Source organism: Spirillospora sp. NPDC047418 (assembly GCF_040643275.1).
GTDB lineage: Bacteria > Actinomycetota > Actinomycetes > Streptosporangiales > Streptosporangiaceae > Spirillospora.
In genome coordinates, this window is record NZ_JBEYTW010000064.1 from 25,692 (window position 1) to 50,121 (window position 24,430).

General features: G+C 75.0%; 26 protein-coding genes. 16 read left to right on the forward strand and 10 right to left on the reverse strand.

The window, feature by feature from the left end; translation table 11 throughout:
- Nucleotides 1-69: 69 nt before the first annotated feature.
- From ABZ806_RS30950 to ABZ806_RS30975, 6 genes are all read left to right on the forward strand, one after another.
- Nucleotides 70-1,044, forward strand: coding sequence for an anti-sigma factor RsbA family regulatory protein (locus ABZ806_RS30950; RefSeq protein ID WP_500220963.1), 975 nt, complete (start codon nucleotides 70-72; stop codon nucleotides 1,042-1,044).
- An 86-nt stretch (nucleotides 1,045-1,130) separates the two neighbouring features.
- Nucleotides 1,131-1,586 (forward strand): hypothetical protein, encoded by a 456-nt coding sequence (locus ABZ806_RS30955; protein WP_500220964.1) that lies wholly within the window; start codon nucleotides 1,131-1,133, stop codon nucleotides 1,584-1,586.
- A 33-nt stretch (nucleotides 1,587-1,619) separates the two neighbouring features.
- On the forward strand, nucleotides 1,620-2,255 hold the full coding sequence (locus tag ABZ806_RS30960; protein WP_500220965.1) for a GNAT family N-acetyltransferase: 636 nt from the start codon (nucleotides 1,620-1,622) through the stop codon (nucleotides 2,253-2,255).
- A 313-nt stretch (nucleotides 2,256-2,568) separates the two neighbouring features.
- Nucleotides 2,569-3,345, forward strand: coding sequence for an SAM-dependent methyltransferase (locus ABZ806_RS30965; RefSeq protein WP_500220986.1), 777 nt, complete (start codon nucleotides 2,569-2,571; stop codon nucleotides 3,343-3,345).
- Between the two features lie 199 nt (nucleotides 3,346-3,544).
- Nucleotides 3,545-4,873 carry an acyltransferase family protein gene (locus tag ABZ806_RS30970; RefSeq protein WP_500220966.1) on the forward strand — a complete coding sequence of 443 codons (1,329 nt, stop codon included), beginning with the start codon at nucleotides 3,545-3,547 and terminating at the stop codon, nucleotides 4,871-4,873.
- A gap of 111 nt (nucleotides 4,874-4,984) precedes the next feature.
- Nucleotides 4,985-6,163 (forward strand): PucR family transcriptional regulator, encoded by a 1,179-nt coding sequence (locus ABZ806_RS30975; protein WP_500220967.1) that lies wholly within the window; start codon nucleotides 4,985-4,987, stop codon nucleotides 6,161-6,163.
- Here the strand turns inward: ABZ806_RS30975 and ABZ806_RS30980 are convergent, their stop codons facing one another.
- Genes ABZ806_RS30980 through ABZ806_RS30990 form a run of 3 tightly spaced genes read right to left on the reverse strand, consistent with a single transcriptional unit; the run spans nucleotide 6,164 to nucleotide 10,132 of the window.
- On the reverse strand, nucleotides 6,164-7,063 hold the full coding sequence (locus tag ABZ806_RS30980) for an alpha/beta hydrolase (protein ID WP_500220968.1): 900 nt from the start codon (nucleotides 7,061-7,063) through the stop codon (nucleotides 6,164-6,166).
- 10 nt (nucleotides 7,064-7,073) lie between these two features.
- Nucleotides 7,074-7,961: a DMT family transporter gene (locus tag ABZ806_RS30985; protein WP_500220969.1), complete on the reverse strand. Its 888-nt coding sequence runs from the start codon at nucleotides 7,959-7,961 to the stop codon at nucleotides 7,074-7,076.
- Complete coding sequence (locus ABZ806_RS30990; protein WP_500220970.1) at nucleotides 7,961-10,132, reverse strand: bifunctional phosphatase PAP2/O-acyltransferase family protein; 2,172 nt, start codon at nucleotides 10,130-10,132, stop codon at nucleotides 7,961-7,963. Before ABZ806_RS30990 ends, ABZ806_RS30985 begins: the two co-directional genes overlap by 1 nt.
- Nucleotides 10,133-10,413: 281 nt before the next feature.
- On the opposite strand from ABZ806_RS30990, the gene pfkB reads away from it, so the two are divergent.
- The 9 genes from pfkB to ABZ806_RS31035 are packed head-to-tail and all read left to right on the forward strand — an operon-like array spanning nucleotide 10,414 to nucleotide 16,248.
- Nucleotides 10,414-11,352, forward strand: a complete 939-nt coding sequence (pfkB, locus tag ABZ806_RS30995) for a 1-phosphofructokinase (RefSeq protein ID WP_500220971.1) — start codon at nucleotides 10,414-10,416, stop codon at nucleotides 11,350-11,352.
- Nucleotides 11,353-11,405: 53 nt separating this feature from the next.
- Nucleotides 11,406-12,569, forward strand: coding sequence for a mannitol-specific PTS transporter subunit IIC (gene mtlA, locus ABZ806_RS31000; RefSeq protein WP_500220972.1), 1,164 nt, complete (start codon nucleotides 11,406-11,408; stop codon nucleotides 12,567-12,569).
- A 38-nt stretch (nucleotides 12,570-12,607) separates the two neighbouring features.
- Nucleotides 12,608-12,907, forward strand: coding sequence for a PTS lactose transporter subunit IIB (locus tag ABZ806_RS31005; protein WP_500220973.1), 300 nt, complete (start codon nucleotides 12,608-12,610; stop codon nucleotides 12,905-12,907).
- Nucleotides 12,891-13,379, forward strand: coding sequence for a PTS mannitol transporter subunit IIA (locus tag ABZ806_RS31010; protein WP_500220974.1), 489 nt, complete (start codon nucleotides 12,891-12,893; stop codon nucleotides 13,377-13,379). Before ABZ806_RS31005 ends, ABZ806_RS31010 begins: the two co-directional genes overlap by 17 nt.
- Nucleotides 13,376-14,416, forward strand: coding sequence for an alcohol dehydrogenase catalytic domain-containing protein (locus ABZ806_RS31015; protein WP_500220975.1), 1,041 nt, complete (start codon nucleotides 13,376-13,378; stop codon nucleotides 14,414-14,416). The genes ABZ806_RS31010 and ABZ806_RS31015 overlap by 4 nt, the downstream gene beginning before the upstream one ends.
- A gap of 22 nt (nucleotides 14,417-14,438) precedes the next feature.
- Nucleotides 14,439-14,723, forward strand: coding sequence for an HPr family phosphocarrier protein (locus ABZ806_RS31020; RefSeq protein WP_500220976.1), 285 nt, complete (start codon nucleotides 14,439-14,441; stop codon nucleotides 14,721-14,723).
- Nucleotides 14,724-14,768: 45 nt separating this feature from the next.
- Entirely contained in the window at nucleotides 14,769-15,224 is a 456-nt protein-coding gene (locus ABZ806_RS31025; protein WP_500220987.1) for a phosphoenolpyruvate-utilizing N-terminal domain-containing protein, read from the forward strand.
- Nucleotides 15,170-15,460 (forward strand): PEP-utilizing enzyme, encoded by a 291-nt coding sequence (locus ABZ806_RS31030; protein WP_500220988.1) that lies wholly within the window; start codon nucleotides 15,170-15,172, stop codon nucleotides 15,458-15,460. Before ABZ806_RS31025 ends, ABZ806_RS31030 begins: the two co-directional genes overlap by 55 nt.
- A gap of 26 nt (nucleotides 15,461-15,486) precedes the next feature.
- A complete protein-coding gene (locus tag ABZ806_RS31035) occupies nucleotides 15,487-16,248 on the forward strand; it encodes a DeoR/GlpR family DNA-binding transcription regulator (protein WP_500220977.1) in 762 nt (253 codons plus the stop codon).
- Between the two features lie 79 nt (nucleotides 16,249-16,327).
- Here the strand turns inward: ABZ806_RS31035 and ABZ806_RS31040 are convergent, their stop codons facing one another.
- From ABZ806_RS31040 to ABZ806_RS31060, 5 genes are read right to left on the reverse strand one after another with little or no spacing between them, the layout of a single operon-like run.
- A complete protein-coding gene (locus tag ABZ806_RS31040) occupies nucleotides 16,328-17,641 on the reverse strand; it encodes an ABC transporter substrate-binding protein (protein ID WP_500220978.1) in 1,314 nt (437 codons plus the stop codon).
- Complete coding sequence (locus tag ABZ806_RS31045; RefSeq protein WP_500220979.1) at nucleotides 17,562-18,746, reverse strand: branched-chain amino acid ABC transporter permease; 1,185 nt, start codon at nucleotides 18,744-18,746, stop codon at nucleotides 17,562-17,564. Before ABZ806_RS31045 ends, ABZ806_RS31040 begins: the two co-directional genes overlap by 80 nt.
- Nucleotides 18,747-18,750: 4 nt before the next feature.
- Nucleotides 18,751-19,629 (reverse strand): branched-chain amino acid ABC transporter permease, encoded by an 879-nt coding sequence (locus tag ABZ806_RS31050; protein WP_500220980.1) that lies wholly within the window; start codon nucleotides 19,627-19,629, stop codon nucleotides 18,751-18,753.
- The gene (locus tag ABZ806_RS31055; protein ID WP_500220981.1) at nucleotides 19,629-20,336 is read right to left on the reverse strand and encodes an ABC transporter ATP-binding protein; all 708 of its coding nucleotides are present in this window, start codon (nucleotides 20,334-20,336) and stop codon (nucleotides 19,629-19,631) included. The genes ABZ806_RS31050 and ABZ806_RS31055 overlap by 1 nt, the downstream gene beginning before the upstream one ends.
- Nucleotides 20,329-21,108, reverse strand: a complete 780-nt coding sequence (locus ABZ806_RS31060; RefSeq protein ID WP_500220982.1) for an ABC transporter ATP-binding protein — start codon at nucleotides 21,106-21,108, stop codon at nucleotides 20,329-20,331. The genes ABZ806_RS31055 and ABZ806_RS31060 overlap by 8 nt, the downstream gene beginning before the upstream one ends.
- Nucleotides 21,109-21,343: 235 nt before the next feature.
- Between ABZ806_RS31060 and ABZ806_RS31065 the strand changes: the two genes are divergently transcribed.
- Nucleotides 21,344-21,964: a TetR/AcrR family transcriptional regulator gene (locus tag ABZ806_RS31065; protein WP_500220983.1), complete on the forward strand. Its 621-nt coding sequence runs from the start codon at nucleotides 21,344-21,346 to the stop codon at nucleotides 21,962-21,964.
- Between the two features lie 87 nt (nucleotides 21,965-22,051).
- Here ABZ806_RS31065 and ABZ806_RS31070 read toward each other — a convergent pair whose 3' ends face one another.
- On the reverse strand, nucleotides 22,052-23,698 hold the full coding sequence (locus ABZ806_RS31070; protein WP_500220984.1) for a long-chain fatty acid--CoA ligase: 1,647 nt from the start codon (nucleotides 23,696-23,698) through the stop codon (nucleotides 22,052-22,054).
- A 110-nt stretch (nucleotides 23,699-23,808) separates the two neighbouring features.
- Complete coding sequence (locus tag ABZ806_RS31075) at nucleotides 23,809-24,261, reverse strand: MaoC family dehydratase (protein ID WP_500220985.1); 453 nt, start codon at nucleotides 24,259-24,261, stop codon at nucleotides 23,809-23,811.
- Nucleotides 24,262-24,430: the final 169 nt, after the last annotated feature.

Genomic DNA, 24,430 nt, shown 5'->3' on the forward strand with positions numbered 1-24,430 from the left:
CCGTGCCCAGGCGCGTACCCTCGATCCGATGCAGGTGACCGCAGCGAGCCCGGACGGAGCGACCGCGAGATGAGCATCAGGCCCGGTGCACCGGGCGTGGCGCCACGGGGCCCGTTCCTCCACCCCGCGCTCTTCTACCGGGACGACGAGGAGTACCTCGCCGGCACCGTCCCGTTCGTCCGCGCGGGGCGGGCGGCGGGCGAACCGGTCGCGGTGGCCGTGCCGGGCCGCCGCCTCGGCCTGCTGCGCGACGCGCTCGGCGCGACCGCCGGCGAGGTCACCTGGCTGGACATGGCCGAGGCCGGGCGCAACCCCGGCCGCATCATCCCCGGCGTGCTGCGCGACTTCGCCGACCGGCACACCGGCGGGCGGGTCCGGATCATCGGCGAGCCGGTCTGGCCCGGCCGCACCGCCGCCGAGTACCCGGCCTGCGCCCAGCACGAGGCGCTGATCAACCTGGCGTTCGCGGGCCGCGGCGTGTCGATCCTGTGCCCCTACGACGAGTCCGGTCTGGACCCCGTCGCGCTCGCCGACGCCCGCGCCACCCATCCCACCGTGATCGACCGGCGCGGCGAGCGCGCGAGCGCCGAGTACGCGCCGCACCGCGTGATCCGCGCCTACAACCGGCCGCTGCCGGAACCGCGGGGCGCGGTCACGATGCGTTTCGACCTGGACGCGCTCCCCCGCCTCCGCGAGTTCGCCTGCCGCTGGGCGTCCGCGCTCGGCCTCGGCGCCGACGCCGCGGGCGACATGGAGCTCGCCGTCAGCGAGCTGGCCGCCAACTCCTGCCTGCACGGCGGCGGGGCCGGCACCGCCCGGTTCTGGTCGGAGGACGGCCGGGCCGTCTGCGAGGTCAGCGACGCCGGGACGATCACCGACCCGCTCGCCGGCCGGCGGCCCGCGGACATGAGCCCGCACGGCGGCCGGGGCATCCTGCTGGTGCACCACCTCGCCGACCTCGTCCGCGTCCACACCGGCCCGCACGGCACCGCGACCCGCGTCTACCTGGGCGAGCGGAGCGCCTGCCGGCCCGCGCCCCGGTAGGGCGAGACTTGACCCCGGCTTCAGGTGCGGCGGACGAACGGCGGGAATGATCCCTGCGCCCGATCCACCGATCGTTATGGGGAACGATGCGTTTTCTAGTTCGCGCCCACCAGGTCCCGATCCGGCTGACCGTGGGGGCCTTCATCCTGAACTCGGGCCTGTCGAAGATCCAGGCCCTGGACGAGTCGGCCGACGCGACCCACGGCATGGCGAAGACCGCCTACCCGTTCCTGGAATCGCAGGACGCGCGGACCTTCACCCGCAACCTCGCCCGGGCCGAGCTCGCGCTCGGCAGCGCGCTGCTGGCGCCGTTCGTGCCGTCGCTGGTCGCGGGCGCGGCGCTCACCGCGTTCTCCGCCGGGCTGGCCGGCCTCTACCTGCGGCTCCCGGGCATGCGCCAGGAGGGCGGCATCCGGCCGACCCAGGAGGGCATCGCGCTCGCCAAGGACACCTGGCTGGTGGGGGCGGGCGCGAGCCTGGTCCTGGACGAGCTGACCCGGCCGCGCGGCGACCGGCGCCGCCGCCGCCGCTTCTGCGCGTGAGAGGATCGGCGCGTCCCTCCTGGAGGCCGCGCCATGACATCCCCCTCCCAGCCGTCCCCGCTCGTCCGCACGGCCGCCGGCGCCGACGCGGCGGCGATCGCGCCGGTCCTGGCGCGCGCCTTCGACGACGACCCGGTCTGGCGCTGGCTGCTGCCCGATGACGCGTCGCGGGTGCGGCGGCTGACCGGGCTGTTCGGCGTCCTGCTGCGGCGGGTGCACCTGCGGCACGGCGCCACCGAGACGGCCGGCCGGGACGGCGCGGTCGCGGCGGCCGCGCTGTGGGACCCGCCCGGCCACTGGCGGGTGCCGGTCCGGCTGCAGGCGGCGCAGGCGGTGCCGCTGCTGCGGATCCTCGGCGCGCGGGTGCCGGTCACGCTGCGCACGCTCGGCGCGATCGAGCGGCACCATCCCCGGGAGCCGCACTGGTACCTGTCGGTGCTCGGCACCGATCCCCCGGCGCAGGGCGGCGGCCTCGGCGGCGCGCTGCTGCGGTCCCGGCTGGACCGCTGCGACACCGCGGGGATCCCCGCCTATCTGGAGAGCTCCAAGGAGCAGAACGTCCCCTACTACGAGCGGTTCGGGTTCCGGGTGACCCGGGAGCTGGCCCTCCCGGGGCGGGGCTGCCCGCCGGTCTGGCTCATGTGGCGGGACCCCGGGCAGGGGAGCTGAACCAGGTTCCGACAGGGCGCCGACCGCGGCGGTCAGGTCCGTGTCATGGCCGGATGCGGCCACGCGCCGCGCGCGTCCGCACGCCGCTGTGAGCGCGCGGCGACCGTCCGTCCCCCGCCGCGCTCCTGATGCCCGCCGCGCGGCCCCCCGGCCCGGCGGGGCGCCCGCCAAACACGGTTGGCCCGATGCGGCCACCGGACGCGCCGCCCGCCCCCCGCCCACCGGACCCGGCCGCGCGCTCCCCGGCCCGGCCGCCTACCGTCGGAAGGAGCCATTGCACTCCTCCCCTCAGGGAAGGCGATAGGTGAACGACATGACCACGGCCGGGACGCGGGCGCCGGAGGCCCCGCTCGCCCTGCACAGGCCGGGTCCGGCCCGCGTCCAGGACTACCTCCTCGGCGGCAAGGACAACTACTCCTGCGACCGCCTGCTCGCGCACCGGATCCTGGAGGTCCTCCCGCAGGCGGCGGAGGCCGCCCGCGCCGCCCGCGCCTTCCTCGCCGGGTCGGTCCGGCTGCTGGCCGAGCGCGGCGTCCGGCAGTTCGTCGACCTCGGCTGCGGCCTGCCCCGGGCCGACAACCTGCACCAGATGGCCGCCCGCCACATCGCCGGCACCCGCGTCGTCTACGTCGACCGCGACCCGCTCGTCATCGCCCACGCCCGCGCGCTGCTGATCGACGGCGGCAACATCGCGGCGCTGCGGGCCGACGTCCGGGACCCGGACGCGGTGCTGGGCAGCCCCGAGGTGCGCCGGCTGATCGACCCGGCCGAGCCGGTGGCGCTGGTGCTGTCGTCCGTCCTGCACTTCCTGCCCGGCGCCGGCGGCCTCATCTCCCGGCTCGCCGCGTCCGCCGCGCCGGGCAGCGCCCTGGTCGTCTCGCACCTCACCGCCGACTTCGCCCCGGCCGCGGCCGCCGAGGCCGCGCGGCGCTACCGCGAGGCGAGCGGCGTCCCGCTGTACCCGCGCGGCGGCGCCGACGTGGCGCGCCTGCTCGGACCGTTCCGGCCGCTCCCGCCCGGGGTGGTGCCGATCACCGGCCCGGCGCCCCTCGGCGGCCCGCTGCTGTACGGTGCCGTCGGCGTCCGCTGACGCCTCCCGGCGGGGTGTGGCGTTGATCACACCGGCATCCCGGCGCGGGCTCCGGTCCCGTCCGGCGGCGGCCCTGCTCCGGCCCGCCGTACGGCTGCTTCCGCCCCGTTACGCTGAGTCAGCCGGCGGGCCGTTATCCCACAAAAATCTCATTCACCCGTTAGAGAAGGTAACGGTTCGGCCCCTATGGTGGCCCCCGATGCCGACGAACACCCTGCCTCCAGCCCAGACGACCGGTACCGCATCGGGACACGCCTCGCGGATGGGGTGGCTCGACGCCCTGCGCGGCCTCGCCGCCCTGGTGGTGGTGTTCGAGCACTCCCTCGACGTGCTGTTGCCCGAGGTGCGCCGGACGGCCAGCCCCTGGTTCGACTTCGGCCGGTACGGGGTGTTCGTGTTCTTCCTCGTCAGCGGCTACGTCGTGCCGTTCTCGCTGCAGCGGCGTGGCAACGTCCGGGAGTTCTGGACCGGGCGGTTCTTCCGGCTGTACCCCGCCTGGGGCGTGTCGCTGGTGCTCACCCTGGTCCTCGCCACGGCCGGCGTGACCTACGGGCTGCCCGCCGCGCTCGGCGACCGGCCCTGGGAGGCCGCCCTCGCCCACCTGACGATGCTGCAGGACCTGCTGGGCGTGCCGAACGCCGTCAACGTGCTCTGGACGCTGTCCTACGAGATGGTGTTCTACCTGCTCATCACGGCGATGTTCGTCGCCGGGGTGCACCGCTCCAGCGCCCGCGTCGCGCTGGGGTTCGGCGTGGGCGCGGCGATCCTCGGCGTGGCGCTGCCGTCCGGGCTGCTGGCCTCCCGCTGGCCCGGCGGGACGATCATCGCGGCCGCGCTGCTGCTGGTCGGCGGGCTCGCCGCCATGCTCGGCAACCGGCGCGCGACGCGGCGGGCGGGGGTCGCGGTCGTCGCGGGGCTGGCCCTGACGCTGCTCGTGCTCAACAGCCGCATCGGCGCCATCGAGAGCCTGTGCATCATCGCCACGATGTTCGCCGGGACGGCCGTCCGGGCCATCCAGGAGGGGCGGCTCCGCAGGTGGCCCGCCGTCGCGATGGTCGCGGTCGTCCCGGCCCTGTCGCTCGTGGCGGGCCTGCGCACCCCGACGTCCTGGGCCCTGTACGCCAACCCGAACCCGCTCGGGCGGGACTGGACGATCGCCGTGGCGGCCGCGTGGCTGACCTTCCTGGCCGGCCTCGCCCTCCGCGGCCGCCGCATGCCCCGGTTCCTGGTGTGGTCGGGACTGGTCAGCTACTCCCTCTACCTGCTGCATCCGCTGGTCGTCCAGGTGGTCTGGTACGCGGCCGGCGAGGACACCTGGGGCCTGCCCGTCCCCGTCCGGGCGGCCTGGGGCGTGGTCCTGGTCGCGGGCGTGCTGGTGTCGGCGGCGCTCACCCACCGGTACGTCGAACGCCCCGCGCAGCGCCTCGGGCGCCGCCTCACGGCCCGGCACCGAGCCGCCCCGGGCGCGGGCGCGGGCGGCGCCCCGAACACGGCCTCGAACACGGCCCCGCAGCCGACCCGCTCCTGACCGCCGTCCGGCGGCGGCCGGGGGCCGGGGGCCGAGTGATGACAGCCACCCGGTTCTTGCTTAGGGTGAGGCCGATCCGCCCAGCCCCCAGCCCGTCGGAACGGACACCGGATGACATCAGGGCCCATGCCCGCCGAGCTGCCGGAACTTCTGCGGCAGCACCTCCAGGCCGCCGTCGACGAGATGGAACGCGAGATCCGCGACCAGGTCCCCGAGTACGCGGGCGACGACGGCGGCGAGTACGCCAAGCGGGTGGAGCGGACCGTCGCCGACACCGTCGCGTTCTTCGTCGACTCCGTCGACCACCCGAACGCCGACGCGCGGCAGCTGACCGAGCTGTACCTGCGGCTCGGCGAGGAGGAGGCCCGGCAGGGCCGCAGCCTCGGCGCGCTGCAGAACGCGATGCGGGTGAGCAGCCAGGTCGCCTGCCGGCGGTTCATCAAGGACGCCTACCGGCTCGGCTGGTCGCGGGAGACGCTGAGCCGGCTGACCGATTCGCTGTTCATGCTGCTGGCGCGGGTCGCCGACGCCGCCGCGCAGGGGTACGCCCGCCAGCAGGGCCAGCTGGCGACCGAGCGGGAGCGGCGCCGCGAGCGGCTGCGGGACCTGCTGGTCGCCGAGCCGCCGCCCGCCGCGGAGACGATCACCGAGCTGGCGGTCGCGGCCCGCTGGGAGCCGCCCCGCAGCATCGCCCTGGTCGCGCTGCCGGCCGGCGCGCCCGGCGGCGCGCGGATCCTGCCGCCCGGGGTGCTCGCCGACTGGGACGCGCCGGTCCCGTTCCTGGTGGTGCCCGACCCCGAGGGCCCCGGCCAGGATCGCCTGTGGCCGGTGCTGCGCAGGCTCGGCACCGCCGCGATCGGGCCGACGGTGCCGCTCGGGCAGGGCGCGGTCTCGCTGCGCTGGGCCCGGCACGCGCTGACGCTGGCCGAGCGCGGCCTGCTGCCGCGCGACGCCCCCGTCCGGTGCGCGGACCACATCGCGTCGCTGGCCGCGCTCGCCGCCGACGAGCTGATCGGCGCGACCGCCGAGGCCGTCCTCGGGCCGCTGCTGGAACTGCCCCCGGCGCGCCGCCAGCCGCTCGCCGAGACGCTGCTGACCTACCTGGAGTGCGGCGACAACGCGGTGATCGCGGCGGAGCGGCTGCACATCCACGAGCAGACCGTCCGGTACCGGCTGCGCCGCATCGCCGAGCTGACCGGCGGGCGGTTCACCCAGGTGGACGGCCGGCTCGACCTCATGCTGATGCTGAGCTGGCTGGTCCGCGCCGGCCGCGCCGCCCGGACGGCCTGATCAGCCGCCGGCCAGGCGGTGGCCGAGGAAGGCGAGCTGGGCGGGCAGGCGCGGACGCCAGAAGGCGCCGTCGTGGCAGCCGCCGGCCATCGCGCCCGCCGGGTGGACGCGGTCCCGGAACCTGCGCGCCATGGCGGCGAAGGGGTCGCTCGTCCCGCAGTCGACGCGCAGCGGGACGCCCTTCAGCTCGTCCAGCGCGGCGAAGACGTCGTTGCGCGCGTAGTCGGCCGCGTCGTCGAAGGCGCGCGGGTTGGTGGCGCGGGCGTCCTCGTACGACGTGAACAGGGCCGGGGACGAGGCGACCGCGGCCGCCATCCGCCCGGCGCCGAGCCTGCGGGTCAGCACGAGCGCGCCGTAGCCGCCCATCGACCAGCCGATCGCACCGATGCGGCCGGTCCGGGCGCCGCGTTCGCGCAGCCGCGGCAGCAGCTCGTCCACGATCATCGCGATGGGGTCGTCGCCGCCGGCGCGCGCGTGCCAGTAGGTGTCGGGGCCGCCGTCCACCGCGACCAGGGCGAACGGCGGGACGCCCCCGCCGGCGACGGCGTCCGGCAGGTAGTGGTCCAGCGCGAGGCCCGACACGGCGCTCGCCCCGGTGCCGCCGCTGCCGTGCAGCGCGACCACGACCGGCAGGCCGCGCAGGGAGCGGCCCCGCGCCGGCGGGACGATGGTGGCGGTGACGGTGGTGCGCCGGTGCGCGGACCGCCACGTCATCCGCTGGACGGCGGCGGACGCGGCGGGCGGCGCGGGCACCTGCCCGCATCGGCCGAGTGCGCGGTCGAGGCGGACCTTGCCGGGCAGCACCTCGTTCTCCACCAGCGCGTATCCGGTGCCCGACATCGCCACGGCGGCACCGGCGCCGGCGAGCCCGCCCAGCAGGAGCGCGCGGCGGGTGATCAACTGCGATCCCTCATGGCGGGAGTGTACGGGGCTCGTCGTGCCCGCGGGCGGCGTGCGCGGAGCGGGAGAGCAGCGCGACCCCGATGGTGAGCAGCACGACGGTGAACGACACGGCGACGAACGCCGCGGCGGTCCGGGGCGGCAGCGTCGCGAAGGCGAAGGCGGCCACCAGGTAGGAGGCGATCGGGTTGGTCATCGTCATCGCGGTCATCGCGGCGGGGAGCGACCCGGCGGCGAACGCCCGCTGCTCCAGGACCAGCCCGAGCAGCGTGCTGCCGGCGAGCGCGTAGCCGGGCCAGTCGGCGGCGGTGGCGGCGATCCCGTGATCGACGAGGTCGGCGGTGGTGAGCTTGATCAGCACGGCGGTGGCGGCGAAGAACAGCCCGGCGCACACGCCGAGCAGCGCCGCCCGCGTCGGGCCCGCGCGCAGCCACGCCGCCCGGGACAGCAGGACGATGACCGGCGCCGCGATCAGGCCCGCGACGAAGATCCGGGGCCGGGACGGCTCGCCCTCCGGCGGGATCGCGCCCGGCACCGTGAACAGCACGGCGAGGCCCGCCGACACGAACACCCCGCCGAGCAGGTCGATCCGCGCGGGGCGGCGCCCCGTGCCGACCGTGCCGAGCGCGATCGTGAAGACCAGCTGGGTGACCAGCAGCGGCTGGACGATCGCGGTCGAGCCGAAGTGCAGGGCGATCGCCTGGGCGCAGAAGCCGGCGAGGTTCACCCCCCACCCGGTCAGCCACACCGGGTCCCGGACCAGCCGCCGGAGCAGCCCGTGCGCGGCACCGGCGTCCGAGCCGCCGCGCACCGCCCGCCGGGCGGCCCGGTACTGCAGCGCGGCGGCGGCGGCGAACAGGAACGCCGCGAGCACGGCGAAGCCCACCGACCACGCCATCAGGCCGTCCCGCTCTGCGCCTCGCTGCCCGCGCCGCTCCCCGCGCCGTCGCCCGCGGTGGCGGCGGCCAGCCGCTCGAAGGCCCGCAGCAGGGCGTCCGGGAACGCGGCCCCCTCCGGCAGCACGTTCGGCTCGGCGGTCACCGAGATGTGCAGGGCCCCGTTCCAGCTGAGCGCGCCCACGGCGAACGGCACCCCGTCGGCGAGGGGCAGGATCGGGTGGACGTCCCCGAGCCGCGCCCCGACGAGCGACATCGGCAGCGGCGGTCCGGGCATGTTGGACACGATCCCACCGAAGAAGCCGGCCCGGTAGGTGCGGCGGGCGGCGCGGGCGTGCAGCGGCGGCGGCAGCGCGCCCATCAGCCGCATCGCGGCGGTGCTCGCCGGCGCCCGGCCGGACCTGCGGCGCCGCTCGGCCGCCGCGTGCACGGCGGCCAGCCGGTCCAGGACCGGCATCGCGCCGACCGGCACGTCCAGGCGCAGCGCGGCGGTCAGGTTGCCCGGCACGGCGGTGCGGCCCGTTCCGGGCGGCTCGGGGGCGCGCAGCGTCATCGGGACGGCGGTGCGCAGCGGCCGGCCGTCCACCGGCTCGCCGCGTTCGGCCAGGACGCCGGCGACGGCCTCGCCGACCAGCGCGAGCAGCACGTCGGTGACCCGCGCACCGGCCGCGCGGGCGACGGCCCGGACCCGGTCGAGCGGCAGCGTGGCGGTGCCGAAGAAGCGTTCCGGGCCCAGCGGGCCGGCGACCGACACCGTGCGGGCGGCGCCGTCGAGGCCGAGCTGGACCAGGCCGGGCAGGACGGCGGCGGCCCGCGCGAGGCGGCCAGGGCCGCGCGCCGGGGCCGCCTCCGGCAGCGCGGGGTCGAGGATCCCGCGCAGGATGTCGACGACGCCGATGCCGTCGGCGATCGCGTGGTGGAACAGCACCACGACGGCGTCCGGGCCGGCGGGCCCGCGGCGGACGAGGCAGAACCGCCACAGCGGGCGCCCGGGGTCCAGCGGCTCGGCGACGAGGCGGGCGACGAGGCCGTCCAGCGCGCGCCGCCCGCCGGACGCGGGCAGCTCCAGTACCTGGACGTGCCGGCGCAGGTCGACGGCGCCGTTGTCCACCCAGCGCGGCCGGCGCAGGGCGCCGCCGGGGCGGACCCGCTGGGTGAGCCGCGGCAGCCGGGGCAGCCGCTCGGCGAACAGCGCGCGCACCCGCTCCGCCGGCGGCCCGGGCCCGGCGAACTCGGCGACCCCGCCCACCACCTGCGGGACGGCCCGGCTCTCCACGTGCAGGAAGAACGCGTCGGCGGCGGCCACCCGCTGCTCCCTGCGCCGCCCTGCGCGGCCCGCTCGCGCCCTGCCCGGCACCGTCCTGCCCGGCGCAGCTCTGCCCAGGGCCGCCTCGCCCACTGCCGCGCCGCCCGGCGTCCGGCGTCCGCCGATCAGCCGGGCGCGCGCCCGCTCGGCGGCGGCGGCCGCCGGGAGGAGCAGCAGCCCGCCCGGGATGTCCACGACGTAGTGCGCGGACGTCGCGACGATCACCAGTCCCGTCACCACCAGGTGCAGGGCGCAGAGCCAGGTGAACCACGGGCGGCAGCGGGCCCGCACCGCCGCGACCCCGATCCACGCGACCCAGCCGATGTGCAGGCTCGGCATCGCCGCGTACGGGTTGGCGCCCGCGGACACGACCTCGCTGCCCCAGGTGGCCGGCGGATGGTGCATGGCGATGATGTCGGTGAACCCCTCGCCCGGCAGCAGCCGGGGCGGGGTCGTCGGCCAGACCGCGAAGCAGCAGATCGCGATCAGCGTCACCAGGATCAGCGTGTTGCGCGCCCACTCGTAGGCCGGGTTCCGCCGCCACCACAGCCAGATCAGGAACCCGAAGGTACCGATCACGTACGTCGTCGCGTACTCCCACGCGGCGGCGGCGCCGAGCCCGCCGTGCCGGGCGAGCAGGTCGTTCAGCGGGCGCTCGGCGTCCAGGCGGGCCCAGCGCTCGAAGTCCAGCAGCGCGCGCCCGTGCGCGTCGCTGGCCGCGCGGTCGCCGCTGAACGCGTGGGTGAACACCAGGTACACGACCAGGACGGCCAGCGCGGTGACGATCTCGCGCGCCGCCGACCCCGCCCGTCCCCCGTCGCCGTCCCCGTCCTCCGCTCCGGACGCGGCCGGGCCGGCCCGGGTCACGACGCCCCTCCCGCCTCGCGCATCGCTCCACCCCCTCCGTCCATCCTCCCCACGATCGGACAAGACGACCATGAACGGCCGCCCCGACTTGCCCTCCCGCCGCGCGTCCTCCCCCGGTCGCGCCCGGTTCCCGCGCAGCCGTTCCGGACTCTGGCGGCGGACGCGTCCTCCGGGGTGAAAACCCGTCGGTACCTCTTGACGACGGCGCTAAACGGGCCTAAATACAAGGGAAACAAAATCAAACGGAAGGGAAGCAACATGTACCGGGGAACGGCCCGCGCATGATCGTGACGGTGACGCTCAACCCGAGCCTCGACCGCACGATCGAGGTGGACGTACTGACCCGCGGCGCCGTCATCCGGGCCCGGTCGGCGCGGCTGGACCCGGGCGGCAAGGGCGTCAACGTGTCCCGGGCACTGCTCGCCAACGGGGTCGCGTCCACCGCCGTGGTCGCGGTGGGCGGCGCCGACGGCGACCAGCTGCACCGGCTGCTGGCCGCCGAGGGCATGCGCGTCCGCGCCGTCCGCGTCCAGGGGCGCACCCGGTCCAACGTGACGATCGTCGAGCCCGGCGGCGTCGACACCAAGCTCAACGAGCCGGGCGGCGCGCTGACGGCCGCGGAACTGGAGGAGATCGGCTCCGTCGTGGTCGCCGAGGCCGGCGCGGCGAGCTGGGTGGTCGGCTGCGGCAGCCTCCCGCCCGGCGTCCCCGACGACACCTACGCCGCGCTGTGCCGCCGGTTCGCGCCGGACGGCATCCGCGTCGCGGTCGACTCCAGCGGCCCGGCGCTGCGCGCCGCCGTCGCCGCCGGCCCCGACCTGATCAAGCCGAACCGGGAGGAGCTCGCCGAGGCCGTCGGCGGACCGGTCCACACCGTCGCCGACGTCGTCGGGGCCGCCGCGGAGCTGCGGGCGCGGGGGGCCCGCGCCGTCCTGGTCAGCCTCGGCGCCGAGGGCGCGGTGCTCGTCGACGACGACGGCGTCCTCACCGGCGAGGCGCCCGTCGCCGGCCCGCGCAGCACGGTCGGCGCCGGTGACGCCCTGCTCGCCGGGTTCCTCGCCGCGGGCGCCCGCGGGGCCCGCGCGCTCACCGAGGCGCTGGCCTGGGGCGCCGCGGCCGTGCGGATGCCCGCGAGCCGGATGCCGGGCGCCGCCGACGTCCGGCGCGACATCGTCCGCATCCACCCCCGGCCGGACCTGGCCCGGCCCCTCCTCACCTGACGACCCACCTGACGATTCCGCAGTACCCACCCCCGATCGACGGGAGGCCGGAGATGGCCGACACGTACACACCGGAGCCCACCGGCAGCGGGCTCCGGGCGACCGTCCAGCGCATCGGCGGCAAGATGGCCGGGATGGTGATGCCGAACATCGGCGCGTTCATCGCCTGGGGTCTGATCACCGCGCTGTTCATCCCCACCGGCTGGCTGCCGAACAAGGACCTGGCCGAGCTGGTCGATCCGATGATCAAGTTCCTGCTGCCGCTGCTGATCGGCTACACCGGCGGCCGGATCGTGCACGGCCAGCGCGGCGCGGTGGTCGGCGCCGTCGCGACCGTCGGCATCGTCGTCGGCGCGGACGTGCCGATGTTCCTCGGCGCGATGATCATGGGCCCGCTGGCCGCGTACCTGATCAAGCTGTTCGACGGCCTCGTCCAGGAGCGCGTCCGGACCGGGTTCGAGATGCTGGTGGACAACTTCTCCGCCGGGATCATCGGCGGCGCCATGGCGGTCGCCGGCCACCTGGTGATCGGCCCGATCATGAACACCTTCTCCGACTGGGCCGGGGACGGGGTGAGCTGGCTGGTCGACCACGACGTGCTGCCGCTCACGTCCCTGCTCATCGAGCCCGCGAAGGTGCTGTTCCTGAACAACGCCGTCAACCACGGCGTGCTCGGTCCGCTCGGCGTGCAGCAGGCCGCCGAGCACGGCAAGTCGGTGCTGTTCATGCTGGAGTCCAACCCCGGGCCCGGCCTCGGCGTCCTGCTCGCCTACTGGTTCTTCGGCCCGCGGCGGCTGCGCCCGAGCGTCCCGGCGGCCACCATCATCCACTTCTTCGGCGGCATCCACGAGATCTACTTCCCCTACATCCTGATGAAGCCGCGGATGATCCTCGCCGCGATCGCCGGCGGCATGACCGGCGTGGCGATCTTCGTCGCGACCGGTGTCGGGCTCGTGGCCACCCCGTCCCCCGGCAGCATCTTCGCCTACCTCGCCCAGACGCCGCGCGGCGTCGGCAACTGGATCGGCGTCTACACCGGCCTGTTCGCCTCCGCGGCCGTGTCCTTCGGGGTCGGCGCCGCGCTGCTCGGCTTCGGCAGGCTCGCCGAGCCCAAGGAGGAGGACGACGACGAGTCGGCGGCCGAGGACGAGCTGGCAGAGGCCAAGAGCAAGACGGCGGAGAACAAGGCGGCCGCGAAGAAGGCGGCCGCGTCCTGAACCATCCCCCGAACCGTCCGAGGAAGGGCACGGCAACGATGAACGGCAAGGACATCCGCAAGCTCGTGATCGCCTGCGACGCCGGAATGGGCAGCAGCGTCATGCTCGCCGGCCAGCTGCGCAAGAAGCTGAAGAAGAGCGACGTGACGGTCGAGCACACGCCCGTCGACTCGATCCCCGCCGACGCCGACGTGGTCGTCACCCACACCGGGCTCGCCGACCGGGCCCGGCGCGGCGCCGGGGACACCCCGGTGATCACCTTCGAGGTCTACATCGGCGACCCCGCCGTGGACCGCCTCGTCAAGGCGATCAAGGACGGCGGTGAGGTCGGTGGCTGACCGGGCCGCCGGCCTGCTCGCGCGGGAGGCGATCCGGCTGGACGCCCGCGCCGCGGGCCGCGACCACGCGGTCCGGCTGTGCGGCCAGGTCCTGGTGGACACCGGCGCCGTCGAGCCCGGCTACATCGACGCGATGCTGGAGCGGGAGCGCTCGATCTCCACCTACCTCGGCGAGGGCGTGGCGATCCCGCACGGCACCAGCGAGGGGCGCGACCTCATCCACCGGGACGCCCTCGCCGTCGTCCGGTTCCCCGACGGGGCGGACTGGAACGGCAACGAGGTCACCGTGTGCATCGCGATCGCCGCGCGCGGCGGCGGCCACATGGAGATCCTCGCCGAGCTCGCCGAGATCCTCATGGACCCCGGCCGGGCCCGCGCGCTGCGCGAGGCCACCGAGCCCGAGCAGGTGCTCGCGCTGCTCGCCCCTCAGGCAGAAGACCAGCAACCGACAGAACAGGGACACACCGTATGAAGGTCGCCCGTTTCTACGCACCCGGCGACATCCGGCTGGAGGAGGCCCCGGAGCCGGAGCCCGGCCCCGGCGAGCTGAAGATCCGCGTCCGGAACTGCTCCACCTGCGGGACCGACGTGAAGATCTCCCGCTTCGGGCACCACCACATCGTCCCGCCGCGGGTGATGGGCCACGAGATCGCCGGCGAGGTCGTCGCGGCCGGCGACGGCGCGGAGGGCTGGGCGGCGGGCGACCGCGTCCAGGTCATCGCGGCCGTCCCGGACGGGACGTGCCCCGAGTGCCGCCGCGGCCGCATGACGGTCTGCACCGCGCAGGAGTCGATGGGGTACCACTACGACGGCGGGTTCGCCGAGTACATGATCGTCCCGGCGAAGGTGCTCGCCGTGGACGGGGTGAACCGCATCCCGGACGGCGTGTCGTTCGCCGAGGCGTCGGTGGCCGAGCCGCTCGCCTGCGTCCTGAACGGCCAGGAGCTGGCGCGCGTCGGCGAGGGCGACGACGTCGTGGTGTTCGGCTCCGGCCCGGTCGGCTGCCTGCACGTGCGGGTCGCGCGGGCCCGGGGCGCCGCCCGCGTGTTCCTCGTCGAGGTCAACGCCGAGCGGCTGCACCGGGCCGCCGCGATCGTCAAGCCGGACGCCGCGATCGACGGGAGCGCCACCGACGTGGTCGAGGAGGTCCTCGCCCGCACCGGGGGCCGGGGCGCCGACGTCGCGATCACCGCCGCCGCGTCGGCCGCCGCGCAGGAGCAGGCGCAGCGGCTGATGGCGCCGGGCGGCCGGGTCAGCCTGTTCGGCGGCCTGCCGAAGGACGACCCGGTGATCTCCGTGGACGCCAACCGCGTCCACTACCGGGAGCTGTCGCTGGTCGGCGCGAACGGGTCCAGCCCCGCGCACAACGCCCGCGCGCTGGAGCTGATCGGCTCCGGGCAGGTCCCGGTCGAGGACCTCATCACCCACCGGCTCCCCCTGGACGCCCTGCACGACGCCCTGGACCTCGTCACCCGGGGCGCGGCCATCAAGGTCACGATCGAACCCTGACCATCACCCCAAGGAGGCAGCCGTGCCCGAACGCAGCGTCATCATCGGCTCCGCGCAGGGCCTGCACGCCCGGCCCGCGAAGATCTTCGTGCACATCGCCGCGCAGCAGCCCGTCCCGGTGTCCATCCGGGTCGGGGACCGCGCGCCCGTCCCGGCGAACAGCATCCTCGGCGTGCTGTCGCTCGGCGCCGCGCAGGGCACGGAGGTGACGCTGTCCGCCGACGGGGACGGCGCCGCCGAGGCCCTGGACGAGCTGGCCGGCCTCCTCGCCCGCGACCTGGACGCCGAGGAGCCCGACCATGCGTGAGCCGACCGGTCTCGGGTGGGCCCCGGGGCGGCGGGCCCGGTGGAGGTGATGGCGCCGCCGCCCGCCCTCCCGCCGCCGCGCGCCGGCACCGACGCCGCGGCGGAGGAGGAGCGGCCGGCGGTCCGGGCGCCGGCGGCGGTCGCGGCCGAGCTGGAGAAGCGGGCGGCGACCGCGCCGACGCCGGAGGCCCGCGAGATCCTCGCGGCGCAGGCGGCGATCACCGGCGACCCGATACCGCCCGCCGGCGTCCGCAGCCGCGTCGAGGAGGGCGCGGACGCGGCGCACGCGCAGCACGGCGCGTTCGGTGAGCAGGCGCGGCCGCTGCTGGCGGCGGGCGGCGTGTTCGCCGAGCGGGGCGCCGACCTCACCGACCTGTCCGGCCGCGCCGCCGCCGCCGTGCTGGGCCTGCCGGTGCCGGGCACCCGTTCGTCCTCGTCGCGGACAACCTGTCGCCCGCCGACACCGCCGCGCTCGACACCGCCGCCGTCCTCGCGCTGGTGACCGAGCGCGGCGGCCCGACCGGGCACACCGCGATCCTCGCCCGGTCGCTGGGGCTGCCCTTGGCCGGCGTGATGGTCGAGGTCCCTCCGCCGCACTGCGGGCCGTCCGCGCCGCGCTGCTGCGGTTCACGTTCGCCGGGTGCGCGGAGCCGGCCGGGCACGTTCTCGCCGCCGATAATCCGGCCGAGGCGCGCGAGATCGCCCGGACCCGCCACAATGAACGCGGGACGGAGCTGACCTGACGCGGGACGGGTGGGAGGGGCATGTACGCCGAGGAACGGCAGCAGGCGATCCTTGCGCTGGCGCGCTCGAAGGGCCGGGTGGACGTGGTGGCGCTGGCCGAGGAGTTCTCGGTCACGACCGAGACGATCCGCCGGGACCTGACCGTCCTGGAGCGGGCCGGGACGGTCCGGCGGGTGCACGGCGGCGCGATGCCGGTCGAGCGGCTCGGCTTCGAACCGGAGCTGGCGGCGCGGGACGCGGTGATGACCGAGGAGAAGCAGCGCATCGCCAAGGCGGCGCTGGCGGAGCTGCCCGCCGACGGGTCGATCATCGTGGACGCGGGCACGACCACGGCCCGGTTCGTCCAGCTGCTGCCGACCGACCGCGAGCTGACCGTGATCGTGAACTCGCCGCCGCACGCCGCGGTGCTCGCCACCCGCCCCAACCTGACCGTGATCATCCTGGGCGGCCGGGTGCGCGGCCGGACGCTCGCCACGGTCGACGACTGGGTGCTGCGCCCGCTCGCCGACCTGTGGGTGGACGTGGCGTTCATGGCGACCAACGGCTGCTCGGTCGAGCGCGGGCTGACCACCTCCGACCAGGCGGAGGCGGCGGTGAAGAAGGCGATGATCGCCTCGTCGCGGCGGCGGGTGCTGCTGACCGACCGCACCAAGATCGGGCACGACCACCTGGTGCGGTTCGCGGGCCTGGCCGAGATCGACGTGCTGATCACCGACACCGGGCTGGACACCGACCTCGCCGCCGACCTCGCCGCCGCCGGCCCGGAGATCGTCCGGGCCTGAGCGGCGGCCGCGGCCGGCGGGCGGCGGGGCCGCCGTCCCGCGCCCTCGGGGGCGGTCGCGCGGGACGGCGGCGGGCCCGTCAGCCGGCCGGGGGGATGCCGTTGGCGGGCGCCTGCGGCTGCGGCGTCGTGTAGGGCTGGATCGGCCCGTCACCGTCGTCGGTGGTCAGCGGCTGGCCCTCGGGCACGACGTTCTCGCCCTTGATCGTGCCGATCACCGCGCCGGTGTACCCGGCGTGCGACTCCTTGCTGAAGGCGAACGGGACGACGCCCGGCCCGGTGAAGTGCGACTTCTCCAGCGCCTCGACGAGGCTCTTGCGGGTCGGGTTCTTCCCGGCCGCCTGCAGCGCCTGCACGAAGGTGTAGGCGGCCGACATGCCGTAGACGATGTTGCCGTTGAACGGCAGCTTCGGGATGTACTGGGCGTGGATCTTCTTGAACAGCTGCGTCCAGCTGTTGGAGGCGTCGCCGGGCGCCGCCAGGTAGCCGTCGGTGATCATGCCCTGGATGAGCGGGCTGCCCTTGACGTCGGCGCCGCCCTTCTTGGCGAAGCTCTCCAGCAGCCCGGTGAGGGTGATCGGGTCGGACCCGACGTTGCTGACGACGAACGTCGGCTTGTAGTTCAGCTTCAGCGAGGCGAGCCGGAACAGCGCGGTGTAGGTGGGGATGCTGAACAGCACGACGACGTCGGCCTTGGACTGGGCGATCGCCTGGGCCTGCGCGCCGATGTCGGTGCTACCGGGCTGGTAGGACTGCCGGGACACCACGTCGGCCTTCGGGATGTACTTGTCGAGGCCCTTCACGCCGTCCTGGCCGAAGTCGTCGTTCTGGAAGAAGTAGGCGACCTTCTTCCCGGCGAACGTCTTCTTGATGTGGTCGCCGAGGATCTTGCCCTCGCGGATGTAGTCGACCTGCCAGCCGAACGTCTGCGGGTGCTTCTGCGGCTCGTCCCAGCAGCCGCAGCCGGACGCGACGAACAGGTCGGGGACGCGCTGGGCGTTGAGGTAGTCGACGACCTTGGAGTGGGTGGGGGTGCCCAGCCCGTTGAAGATCGCGAAGACCTTGTCCTGCAGGACGAGCTTCTGCGTCACGCTGACGGTCTGGGTCGGGTTGTAGGCGTCGTCCACGTACTTGTAGACGATCTTGCGCCCGTTGATGCCGCCGTTGGCGTTGACGTAGTCGAAGAACGCCTTCGACGCCGCCGAGTTCGCGCTGTAGCCGGGCGCGGCCGGGCCGGTCAGCGGCTGGTGGCTGCCGATGGTGACGGTGGTCGCGGTGACGCCGGGCGCCGCCGAGCCGCCGTCGTCGCCGCCGTCACCGCCGCAGCCGCTCGCCGCGACCGCCAGCGTCGCCGCGGTCATCACGGCGAGCGCCCTCGTCCGCAATCGATTCATCTGCTCCTCCTGGGTGCGTGGTGGTGGGCCCCGATGTGCTGGTCGTTGCGGAACCGCGCGACCCGGGAGCACGGTCGCGCCTCGTGGGCACGCGGCGCCGGACGGCGCCGCCGATGTCGCGCAGTCCTCCGTGGAGACCGCGCGGGAAGGCCAGCGTCACCACGATGAGGACGAGGCCGTAGACGGCGAGGGGCAGGTTCGAGGCGACGTTGTGCGACAGGCCGGACGAGGACGACAGGTCCGACGCCCACGTCGGCACGTAGACCAGGATCAGCGACCCCCAGACGGCGCCGGCCAGGCTGCCGAGCCCGCCGATGATGATCGCGGCGATCAGCTGGAGGGAGAGGGTGAGCGGGAACGCGCCCGGCGCGGCGAGCGTGGCGACCACGGCGAGCAGCCCGCCGCCGAGGCCGGCGCAGGCCGCCGACACGACGGTCGCGGTGATCCGCAGCCGGGCGACCCGGACCCCGGCGAGCGCGGCGGCGATCTCGTCGTCGCGGCTGGCCCGCAGCGTCCGGCCGAACCGGCCGCGGGTGAGGTTGGCGAGCAGGAACAGCGTGATGACGGCGCCGAGGCAGGAGATCCACGCCTGCCAGCGCTCCAGCGGGAACGTCGCGCCGAGCGACTCGGGCGGGATCGGCGGGACGAGCGTCAGCCCGTTCTGCCCGCCGAGCAGGTCGGTGAGCGGCGCGTAGTTGGCGAGTCCGGGCAGCCCGACCGCGAACGCGAGCGTGGCGCCGGCCAGGTAGGGGCCGTGCAGCCGGGCGGCGACCGCCCCGACCAGCACGCCGGCGAGGGCGGTGACGCCCGCGGCCGCCGCCAGGACCGCCGCGAGCGGCCAGCCCCAGTGCCCGATGACGAGCGCGGCGGTGTAGGCGCCGACGGCCATGAACGCGCCGTGCCCGAGGGAGATCTGCCCGCCGAGCCCCGTCAGCACGGTCAGCCCGGCGACCGCGCAGGTGAGGTAGGCGACCTGGGCGATCTGCAGGTCCCGGTAGGGGCCGACCGCCGTGGTCAGGACGTACAGCGCGGCGAGCGCCGCGAGGGCGCCGGCGGTGTGCCGCGTCAGCGTGGAGCGGCGCAGGACGTTCAGGACGGTGTCCACCTCGTCAGACCCTCCGTCCCGTGCTCGCCGCGAACAGGCCGTTGGGTCTGACCATCAGGACGGTGATGAGCGCGGCGAGCGCCCCGAACGTGACGAGGTCGGAGCTGACGTAGCCGGACACGTAGCTGAGCGCGCAGCCGAGCACCAGCCCGCCGGTGACGGCGCCGGCCGGGCTGTCCAGCCCGCCGATCACCGCCGCGGTGAACCCGAACACGAGCATCGCGTCGAACTGGGCCGGCCCGACGAACACCGACGGGGCGATCAGCACCCCGGCGAGCGACCCGACGAGCGCGGCGAGCGCCCAGCCGAGCGTCAGCATCCGGCCGACGCGGACCCCCTGCAGCCGGGCGATCTCGGGGGCGAACGCGGACGCCCGCAGCCGCAGCCCGAGGTCGGTGCGGACGAACAGCAGCGTCAGCAGCACCATGACCGCCGCGACCGCGCCGATGACGAACAGGTCGAACGGGGACAGCAGCAGCCGCGTCCCGGCCACCGACAGCCCCTTGATCGTGAACGCGGGCGGGTAGGAGTGCGGCGTGTCGCCCCAGATCATGCCCGCGGCCGCCTGCAGCAGAACGTACAGGCCGAGCGTGACGATGACGGCGTTCAGCGGCGGCTTGTTCTCCACGGGCCGGACCACCACCCGTTCGATGACCGCGCCGAGCACGAGCCCGGACGCCAGCGCGACGCCGAGCGCGAGCCAGTAGGACCCGCCGGCGTCGATGACGCTCCAGGCGAGGAACGTCGTGAACATCAGCATCGCGCCCTGCGCGAAGTTCACGACCCGCGTGGCCCGCCAGATCAGCACCAGCGCGAGCGCCACCGCCGCGAAGACCACGCCGGAGGTGATGCCGGCGAGCGTGAGATTGATGAAGCGCACCATCAGAACCCCAGGTAGGCGTGGCGGAGGCGGTCGTCGGCGGCGATGGCCGCGGCGTCCTCCGCCGCCACGACCGCGCCGAGGTCGAGCACGACCGCGCGGTCGGCGACCGACAGCGCGCTGCGCGCGTTCTGCTCGACGAGGAGCACGGTGCGGCCGTCCTCGTCGCACAGCCGCCGCAGCACGGCCATGAGCTGGGCGACCACGCGCGGCGCCAGGCCGAGGGACGGCTCGTCCACCAGCAGCAGCCGCGGCGCGCCGGTGAGCGCCCGCGCCAGTGCGAGCATCTGCCGCTCCCCGCCGGACAGGGTGGCGGCGGTGCGCGCCCGCCGCTCGGCGAGCGGCGGGAACAGCTCGTACATCTCGGCGACCCGCCGCGCCAGCGCGGCCCGGTCGCGGCGCCAGAGCCCGCCGAGCCGCAGGTTGTCCTCGACGGTGAGCTCGGTGATGACGCCGCCGCTCTGCGGGACGTGCGCGACGCCGAGCCGGACGATGTCCTCGACCGGCATCCGCGTGAGGTCCCTCCCGTCCAGCTCGACGCGGCCGGCGCGGGGGCGCAGCAGGCCGGAGATCGTCCGCAGCAGCGTGGTCTTCCCGGCCCCGTTCGCCCCCAGCACCGCGGTCACCGAGCCCTCGTCCACCGACAGCCCGACGCCGCCGAGCGCGCGGACGGCCCCGTACTGGACCGTGAGGTCCGTCACCTCAAGCACCGGCGACCTCCTCCCCCAGGTAGGCGTCGAGCACGGCCGGATCGTCGCGCACGTCCGCGGGCGCGCCGGCGGCGATGACCTTGCCGAAGTCGAGCACGACGACCTGGTCGCAGACGCTCATCACCAGGTCCATGTGGTGCTCGACGAGGACGACCGCCGGCCCGCCGCGCATCCCGCGGATCAGCTCGGCCAGTTCGTCCATCTCGGCGGCCGACAGCCCGGCCGCGGGCTCGTCCAGCAGCAGCAGTTCGGGCTCGGCGACCAGCGCCCGCGCGAGCGCGACCCGCTTCTGCACCCCGTAGGGCAGCTGGCCGGGCAGCCGCGCCGCCTCTCCCGCCACGCCGAGCTCCGCGAGCCGCTCCAGCGCGCGCTCCCGCAGCGCGGCCTCGTCGCGGTCGGCGCGCGGCAGCGCGAGCAGCCCGGACCAGAACCCGGCCCCGGCGCGCCGGTCGGCGCCGACCATCACGTTCTCCAGGACCGTCAGCCCGGGGAAGAGCCCGAGACCCTGCAGGGTGCGGGCGATGCCGAGCCGGGTCAGATCGTGCGGCCGGTGCCGGCCGAGCACCCGGCCGCGCCAGCGCACCTCGCCCGACTCCGGCCGGACGAAGCCGCACACGGCGTTGAACAGGGTGGTCTTGCCGGCGCCGTTCGGGCCGATCACACCGGTGACCCGGCCCTGCGGCGCGGAGAGGGACACGCCGTCCAGTGCGACCAGCCCGGCGAAGCGGACGGTCACCTCTCGTAGTTCCAAGTTCGCAGAGGAGCCGGACATAACGCCTCACCTCGCCGATGAATCAGCGCGAAATCCGCCGAGGCCGAAATACACATACCGACTGGTCGGATTCCATGAAGATAGAATCATCGGGCGGCTCCGGTCAACAGCCGATTCGCGGGCCCGATCACCTAGCGCGCCGAACCATCGCGCGGCCGGTAGGCTGATCGGCGGACTGCGGGCGGCCGTGCCGGGGCGGCGCGACCCCGGGGGATTCCCGGCACGAGGAGGAGTGATGACGCAGGCGCCCGTAGGCCGGCTGCCCGGCAACCTGCCGCTGCCCGACCGGCTGCTGGCCGTGGCGACCCGCCTGTTCGCCGAGAAGGGCTTCGAGAACACCTCCGTCCAGGAGATCGTGAACGCCGCCGGCGTCACCAAGGGAGCCATGTACCACTACTTCGGCTCCAAGGACGACCTCCTCTACGAGATCTACCACCGGCTCCTCGACCTGCAGATGTCCCGCCTGCGGCAGATCGCCGACGGCGGCGGCACCGCCGAGGAGCGCCTGCGCGCCGCCGCCGTCGACGTCCTCAACACCTCGTTCCGCTACCTGGACGACTTCACGGTCTTCTTCCGCTCCACGCACCTGCTCGCCCGCGACCGCCGCGAGGCCGTCCGCGCCGAGCGCCGCCGCTACCACGAGCGCTTCCGCGCCCTGGTCGAGGAGGGCCAGCGGGAGGGCGGCTTCCGCACCGCCGTCCCCGCCGACATCGCCGTCCACTTCTTCTTCGGCACCGTCCACCAGATCGGCGTCTGGTACCGCCACGGCGGCACCCTGAAGACCGAGGCCATCAGCGACCACTACGTCGACCTGTTCCTCAACGGCCTGAAGGACCCCGTCCCCCCGGCCCCCTGACCGCATCGCCACCACGCCGCGGGAACCACTCGGTGGCCGGCGCCCGGCGGCGCCGGCCACCGCCGACGTCCTCCGGACGCCGTCCGGTCAGCGTTCGATGCGCTCGATCTTCAGGGTCGCGTTCTCGTGGTTCGCGCGCAGCGGCTTCTTGTCGAACTTGCCGACCGTGGTCTTGGGGATCTCGTCCAGGAAGGTCCAGTTCTCGGGGACCTGCCAGCGCGCCACCCTGCCGGCCAGGAAGGACGCCAGTTCCTCCGGCGTCGCGGTGGCGCCGGGGCGCAGCACGACGCAGGCCAGCGGGCGCTCGTCCCAGCGCGGGTCGGGGATGCCGATGACGGCGGCCTCGGCGACGGCGGGGTGGGCCATCAGGTGGTTCTCCAGCTCGACGGAGGAGATCCATTCGCCGCCCGACTTGATGACGTCCTTGGCGCGGTCGGTGATCTGGAAGAAGCCGCGGTCGTCGATGGTGCCGATGTCGCCGGTGCGCAGCCAGCCGCCGTCGAACTTCCGCGGCGCCGGGTCGCGGTGGTAGGAGCCGGTGATCCAGGGGCCGCGGACCTCGATCTCGCCGACGGCCTCGCCGTCCCACGGCAGTTCGGCGCCGGCGTCGTCCACGATGCGCATCTCGACGCCGGCGGCGACGCGGCCGGACTTCAGGCGCCACTCCATGTCCTCGCCGGTGCCGGGCTCCACGCCCGGCGGCGGGAACGCCATCCCGCCGAGCGGGCTGGTCTCGGTCATGCCCCAGCCCTGGATGATGCGCAGGCCGTAGCGCTGCTCGAAGCGCTCCAGCAGGACGCGGGGAGCGGCCGCGCCGCCGGACGTGCCCGAGCGCAGCGACGAGAGGTCGATCTCGTGCTGCTCGCCGTGGGCGAGGATCCCGTTCCAGATGGTGGGGACGGCGGAGGCGAGCGTGCTCCTCTCCTCGGCGATGAACCTCGTCAGGTGCTCCGGCTGCATGAACGGCCCCGGCATGTGGAGCGTGGCCCCCGACAGGAAGGCGCCGTAGGGCAGGCCCCACGCGTTGACGTGGAACATCGGGACGATGGTCAGGACGCGGTCGGCCTCGGTGATCCCGACCATCGACGCCGACTGCACGGCCATCGCGTGCAGGAACGTCGAGCGGTGCGAGTACACGACGCCCTTGGGGTCGCCGGTGGTGCCGCTCGTGTAGCACATGGACGCGGCGGAGCGTTCGTCCACGTCGGGCCACGCGTAGCCGGGCTCCTCGGCGGCGAGCAGGTCGCGGTAGCGCAGGACGGGGGCGCCGTTGCCGTTGTCCTCCAGCGCCGTGGCGTCGCCGTCGCCGACCACGACGTACGCCTCGACGGCCGGGAGTTCCCGGACGACCCGCGCCAGCAGCGGGACGAGGCTGTCGTCCACGATGATGATCTGGTCGTCGGCGTGGTTGACGATGTGCGACAGCTGCTCGGGGAACAGCCGGATGTTCAGCGTGTGCAGCACCGCCCCCATGGCCGGCACCGCGAAGTACGCCTCCAGGTGCTCCTGGTTGTTCCAGCAGAAGGTCGCCACCCGGCCGCCGCGGCGGACGCCCAGCCCGGCCAGCGCGGACGCCAGCCGCCCGGCGTTGCGGGCGACCTCGGCGAAGGTCGCCCGCCGGGGCGGGCCACCGCCCGTCCAGGTGACGCACTCGCTACCGCCGTAGACGCGCGCACCGTGCCGCAGGATCGCGGCGACCGACAGCGGGAAGTCCTGCATCGTGCTGGGGATCATGGCAATTCTCCGAAGGCGCGCGACGGCGATGGGAAGGGCCGGGACGGCGCTGAATTCAGCACATACCGACCGGTCGGTTCACAATAATTTCCGCGGCCCGCCGCCGTCAATCACTCGACGAGGACGGACAGCGTGTCGGCGACGCAGACGGGCTTGCCGCCGCCCTCGCGCCCGATGGTCACGCGGACCGTGGCGCGGGCGCCCGCGGGGCCGCGCTCCAGCGCCAGCAACTCGGCCCCCGCGCGGACCCGCGAGCCGACCGGCACCGGTGCCGGGAAGCGGACCCTGTCCGTCCCGTAGTTCACGCCCATCCGCAGGCCCTCGACCCGGTAGATCTCGGCGGCGAGCATGGGGATCAGCGAGAGCGTGAGGTAGCCGTGCGCGATCGTCGCGCCGAACGGCCCTCCGGCGGCGCGCTCGGGGTCGATGTGGATCCACTGGTGGTCGCCGGTCGCGTCCGCGAACCGGTCCACCTGCTCCTGCGTGATCGTGTGCCACTCGCTGTGGCCGAGGTGGGTTCCGACGGCCTTCGCGTAGTCGTCCACACCGCTGAACGTCCGCATCCGGGGTGACCTCCGTCCGGGGGGCGCCCGCCTGCCGGGGCGCGCGCCTCGATCACAACATACCGACCGGTTGGTATGCAATGCCGGCCGTGGTGGGCGCGGTCCGCGGCCGAGGAGGGGCCGGCGGGCTGGACGGTTCCGCGGCGTCCGCCCCGGCACCGCGGAACCG

Excerpts from the sequence above, each read along its gene's own strand:
- ABZ806_RS30950 (WP_500220963.1), top strand. The coding sequence starts at position 70 with ATGAGCATCAGGCCCGGTGCACCGGGCGTGGCGCCACGGGGCCCGTTC.
- ABZ806_RS30955 (WP_500220964.1), top strand. The coding sequence starts at position 1,131 with ATGCGTTTTCTAGTTCGCGCCCACCAGGTCCCGATCCGGCTGACCGTG.
- ABZ806_RS30960 (WP_500220965.1), top strand. The coding sequence starts at position 1,620 with ATGACATCCCCCTCCCAGCCGTCCCCGCTCGTCCGCACGGCCGCCGGC.
- ABZ806_RS30965 (WP_500220986.1), top strand. The coding sequence starts at position 2,569 with ATGACCACGGCCGGGACGCGGGCGCCGGAGGCCCCGCTCGCCCTGCAC.
- ABZ806_RS30970 (WP_500220966.1), top strand. The coding sequence starts at position 3,545 with ATGCCGACGAACACCCTGCCTCCAGCCCAGACGACCGGTACCGCATCG.
- ABZ806_RS30975 (WP_500220967.1), top strand. The coding sequence starts at position 4,985 with ATGACATCAGGGCCCATGCCCGCCGAGCTGCCGGAACTTCTGCGGCAG.
- ABZ806_RS30985 (WP_500220969.1), bottom strand. The coding sequence starts at position 7,961 with ATGGCGTGGTCGGTGGGCTTCGCCGTGCTCGCGGCGTTCCTGTTCGCC.
- pfkB (WP_500220971.1), top strand. The coding sequence starts at position 10,414 with ATGATCGTGACGGTGACGCTCAACCCGAGCCTCGACCGCACGATCGAG.
- mtlA (WP_500220972.1), top strand. The coding sequence starts at position 11,406 with ATGGCCGACACGTACACACCGGAGCCCACCGGCAGCGGGCTCCGGGCG.
- ABZ806_RS31005 (WP_500220973.1), top strand. The coding sequence starts at position 12,608 with ATGAACGGCAAGGACATCCGCAAGCTCGTGATCGCCTGCGACGCCGGA.
- ABZ806_RS31015 (WP_500220975.1), top strand. The coding sequence starts at position 13,376 with ATGAAGGTCGCCCGTTTCTACGCACCCGGCGACATCCGGCTGGAGGAG.
- ABZ806_RS31035 (WP_500220977.1), top strand. The coding sequence starts at position 15,487 with ATGTACGCCGAGGAACGGCAGCAGGCGATCCTTGCGCTGGCGCGCTCG.
- ABZ806_RS31040 (WP_500220978.1), bottom strand. The coding sequence starts at position 17,641 with ATGAATCGATTGCGGACGAGGGCGCTCGCCGTGATGACCGCGGCGACG.
- ABZ806_RS31050 (WP_500220980.1), bottom strand. The coding sequence starts at position 19,629 with ATGGTGCGCTTCATCAATCTCACGCTCGCCGGCATCACCTCCGGCGTG.
- ABZ806_RS31060 (WP_500220982.1), bottom strand. The coding sequence starts at position 21,108 with ATGTCCGGCTCCTCTGCGAACTTGGAACTACGAGAGGTGACCGTCCGC.
- ABZ806_RS31065 (WP_500220983.1), top strand. The coding sequence starts at position 21,344 with ATGACGCAGGCGCCCGTAGGCCGGCTGCCCGGCAACCTGCCGCTGCCC.
- ABZ806_RS31070 (WP_500220984.1), bottom strand. The coding sequence starts at position 23,698 with ATGATCCCCAGCACGATGCAGGACTTCCCGCTGTCGGTCGCCGCGATC.
- ABZ806_RS31075 (WP_500220985.1), bottom strand. The coding sequence starts at position 24,261 with ATGCGGACGTTCAGCGGTGTGGACGACTACGCGAAGGCCGTCGGAACC.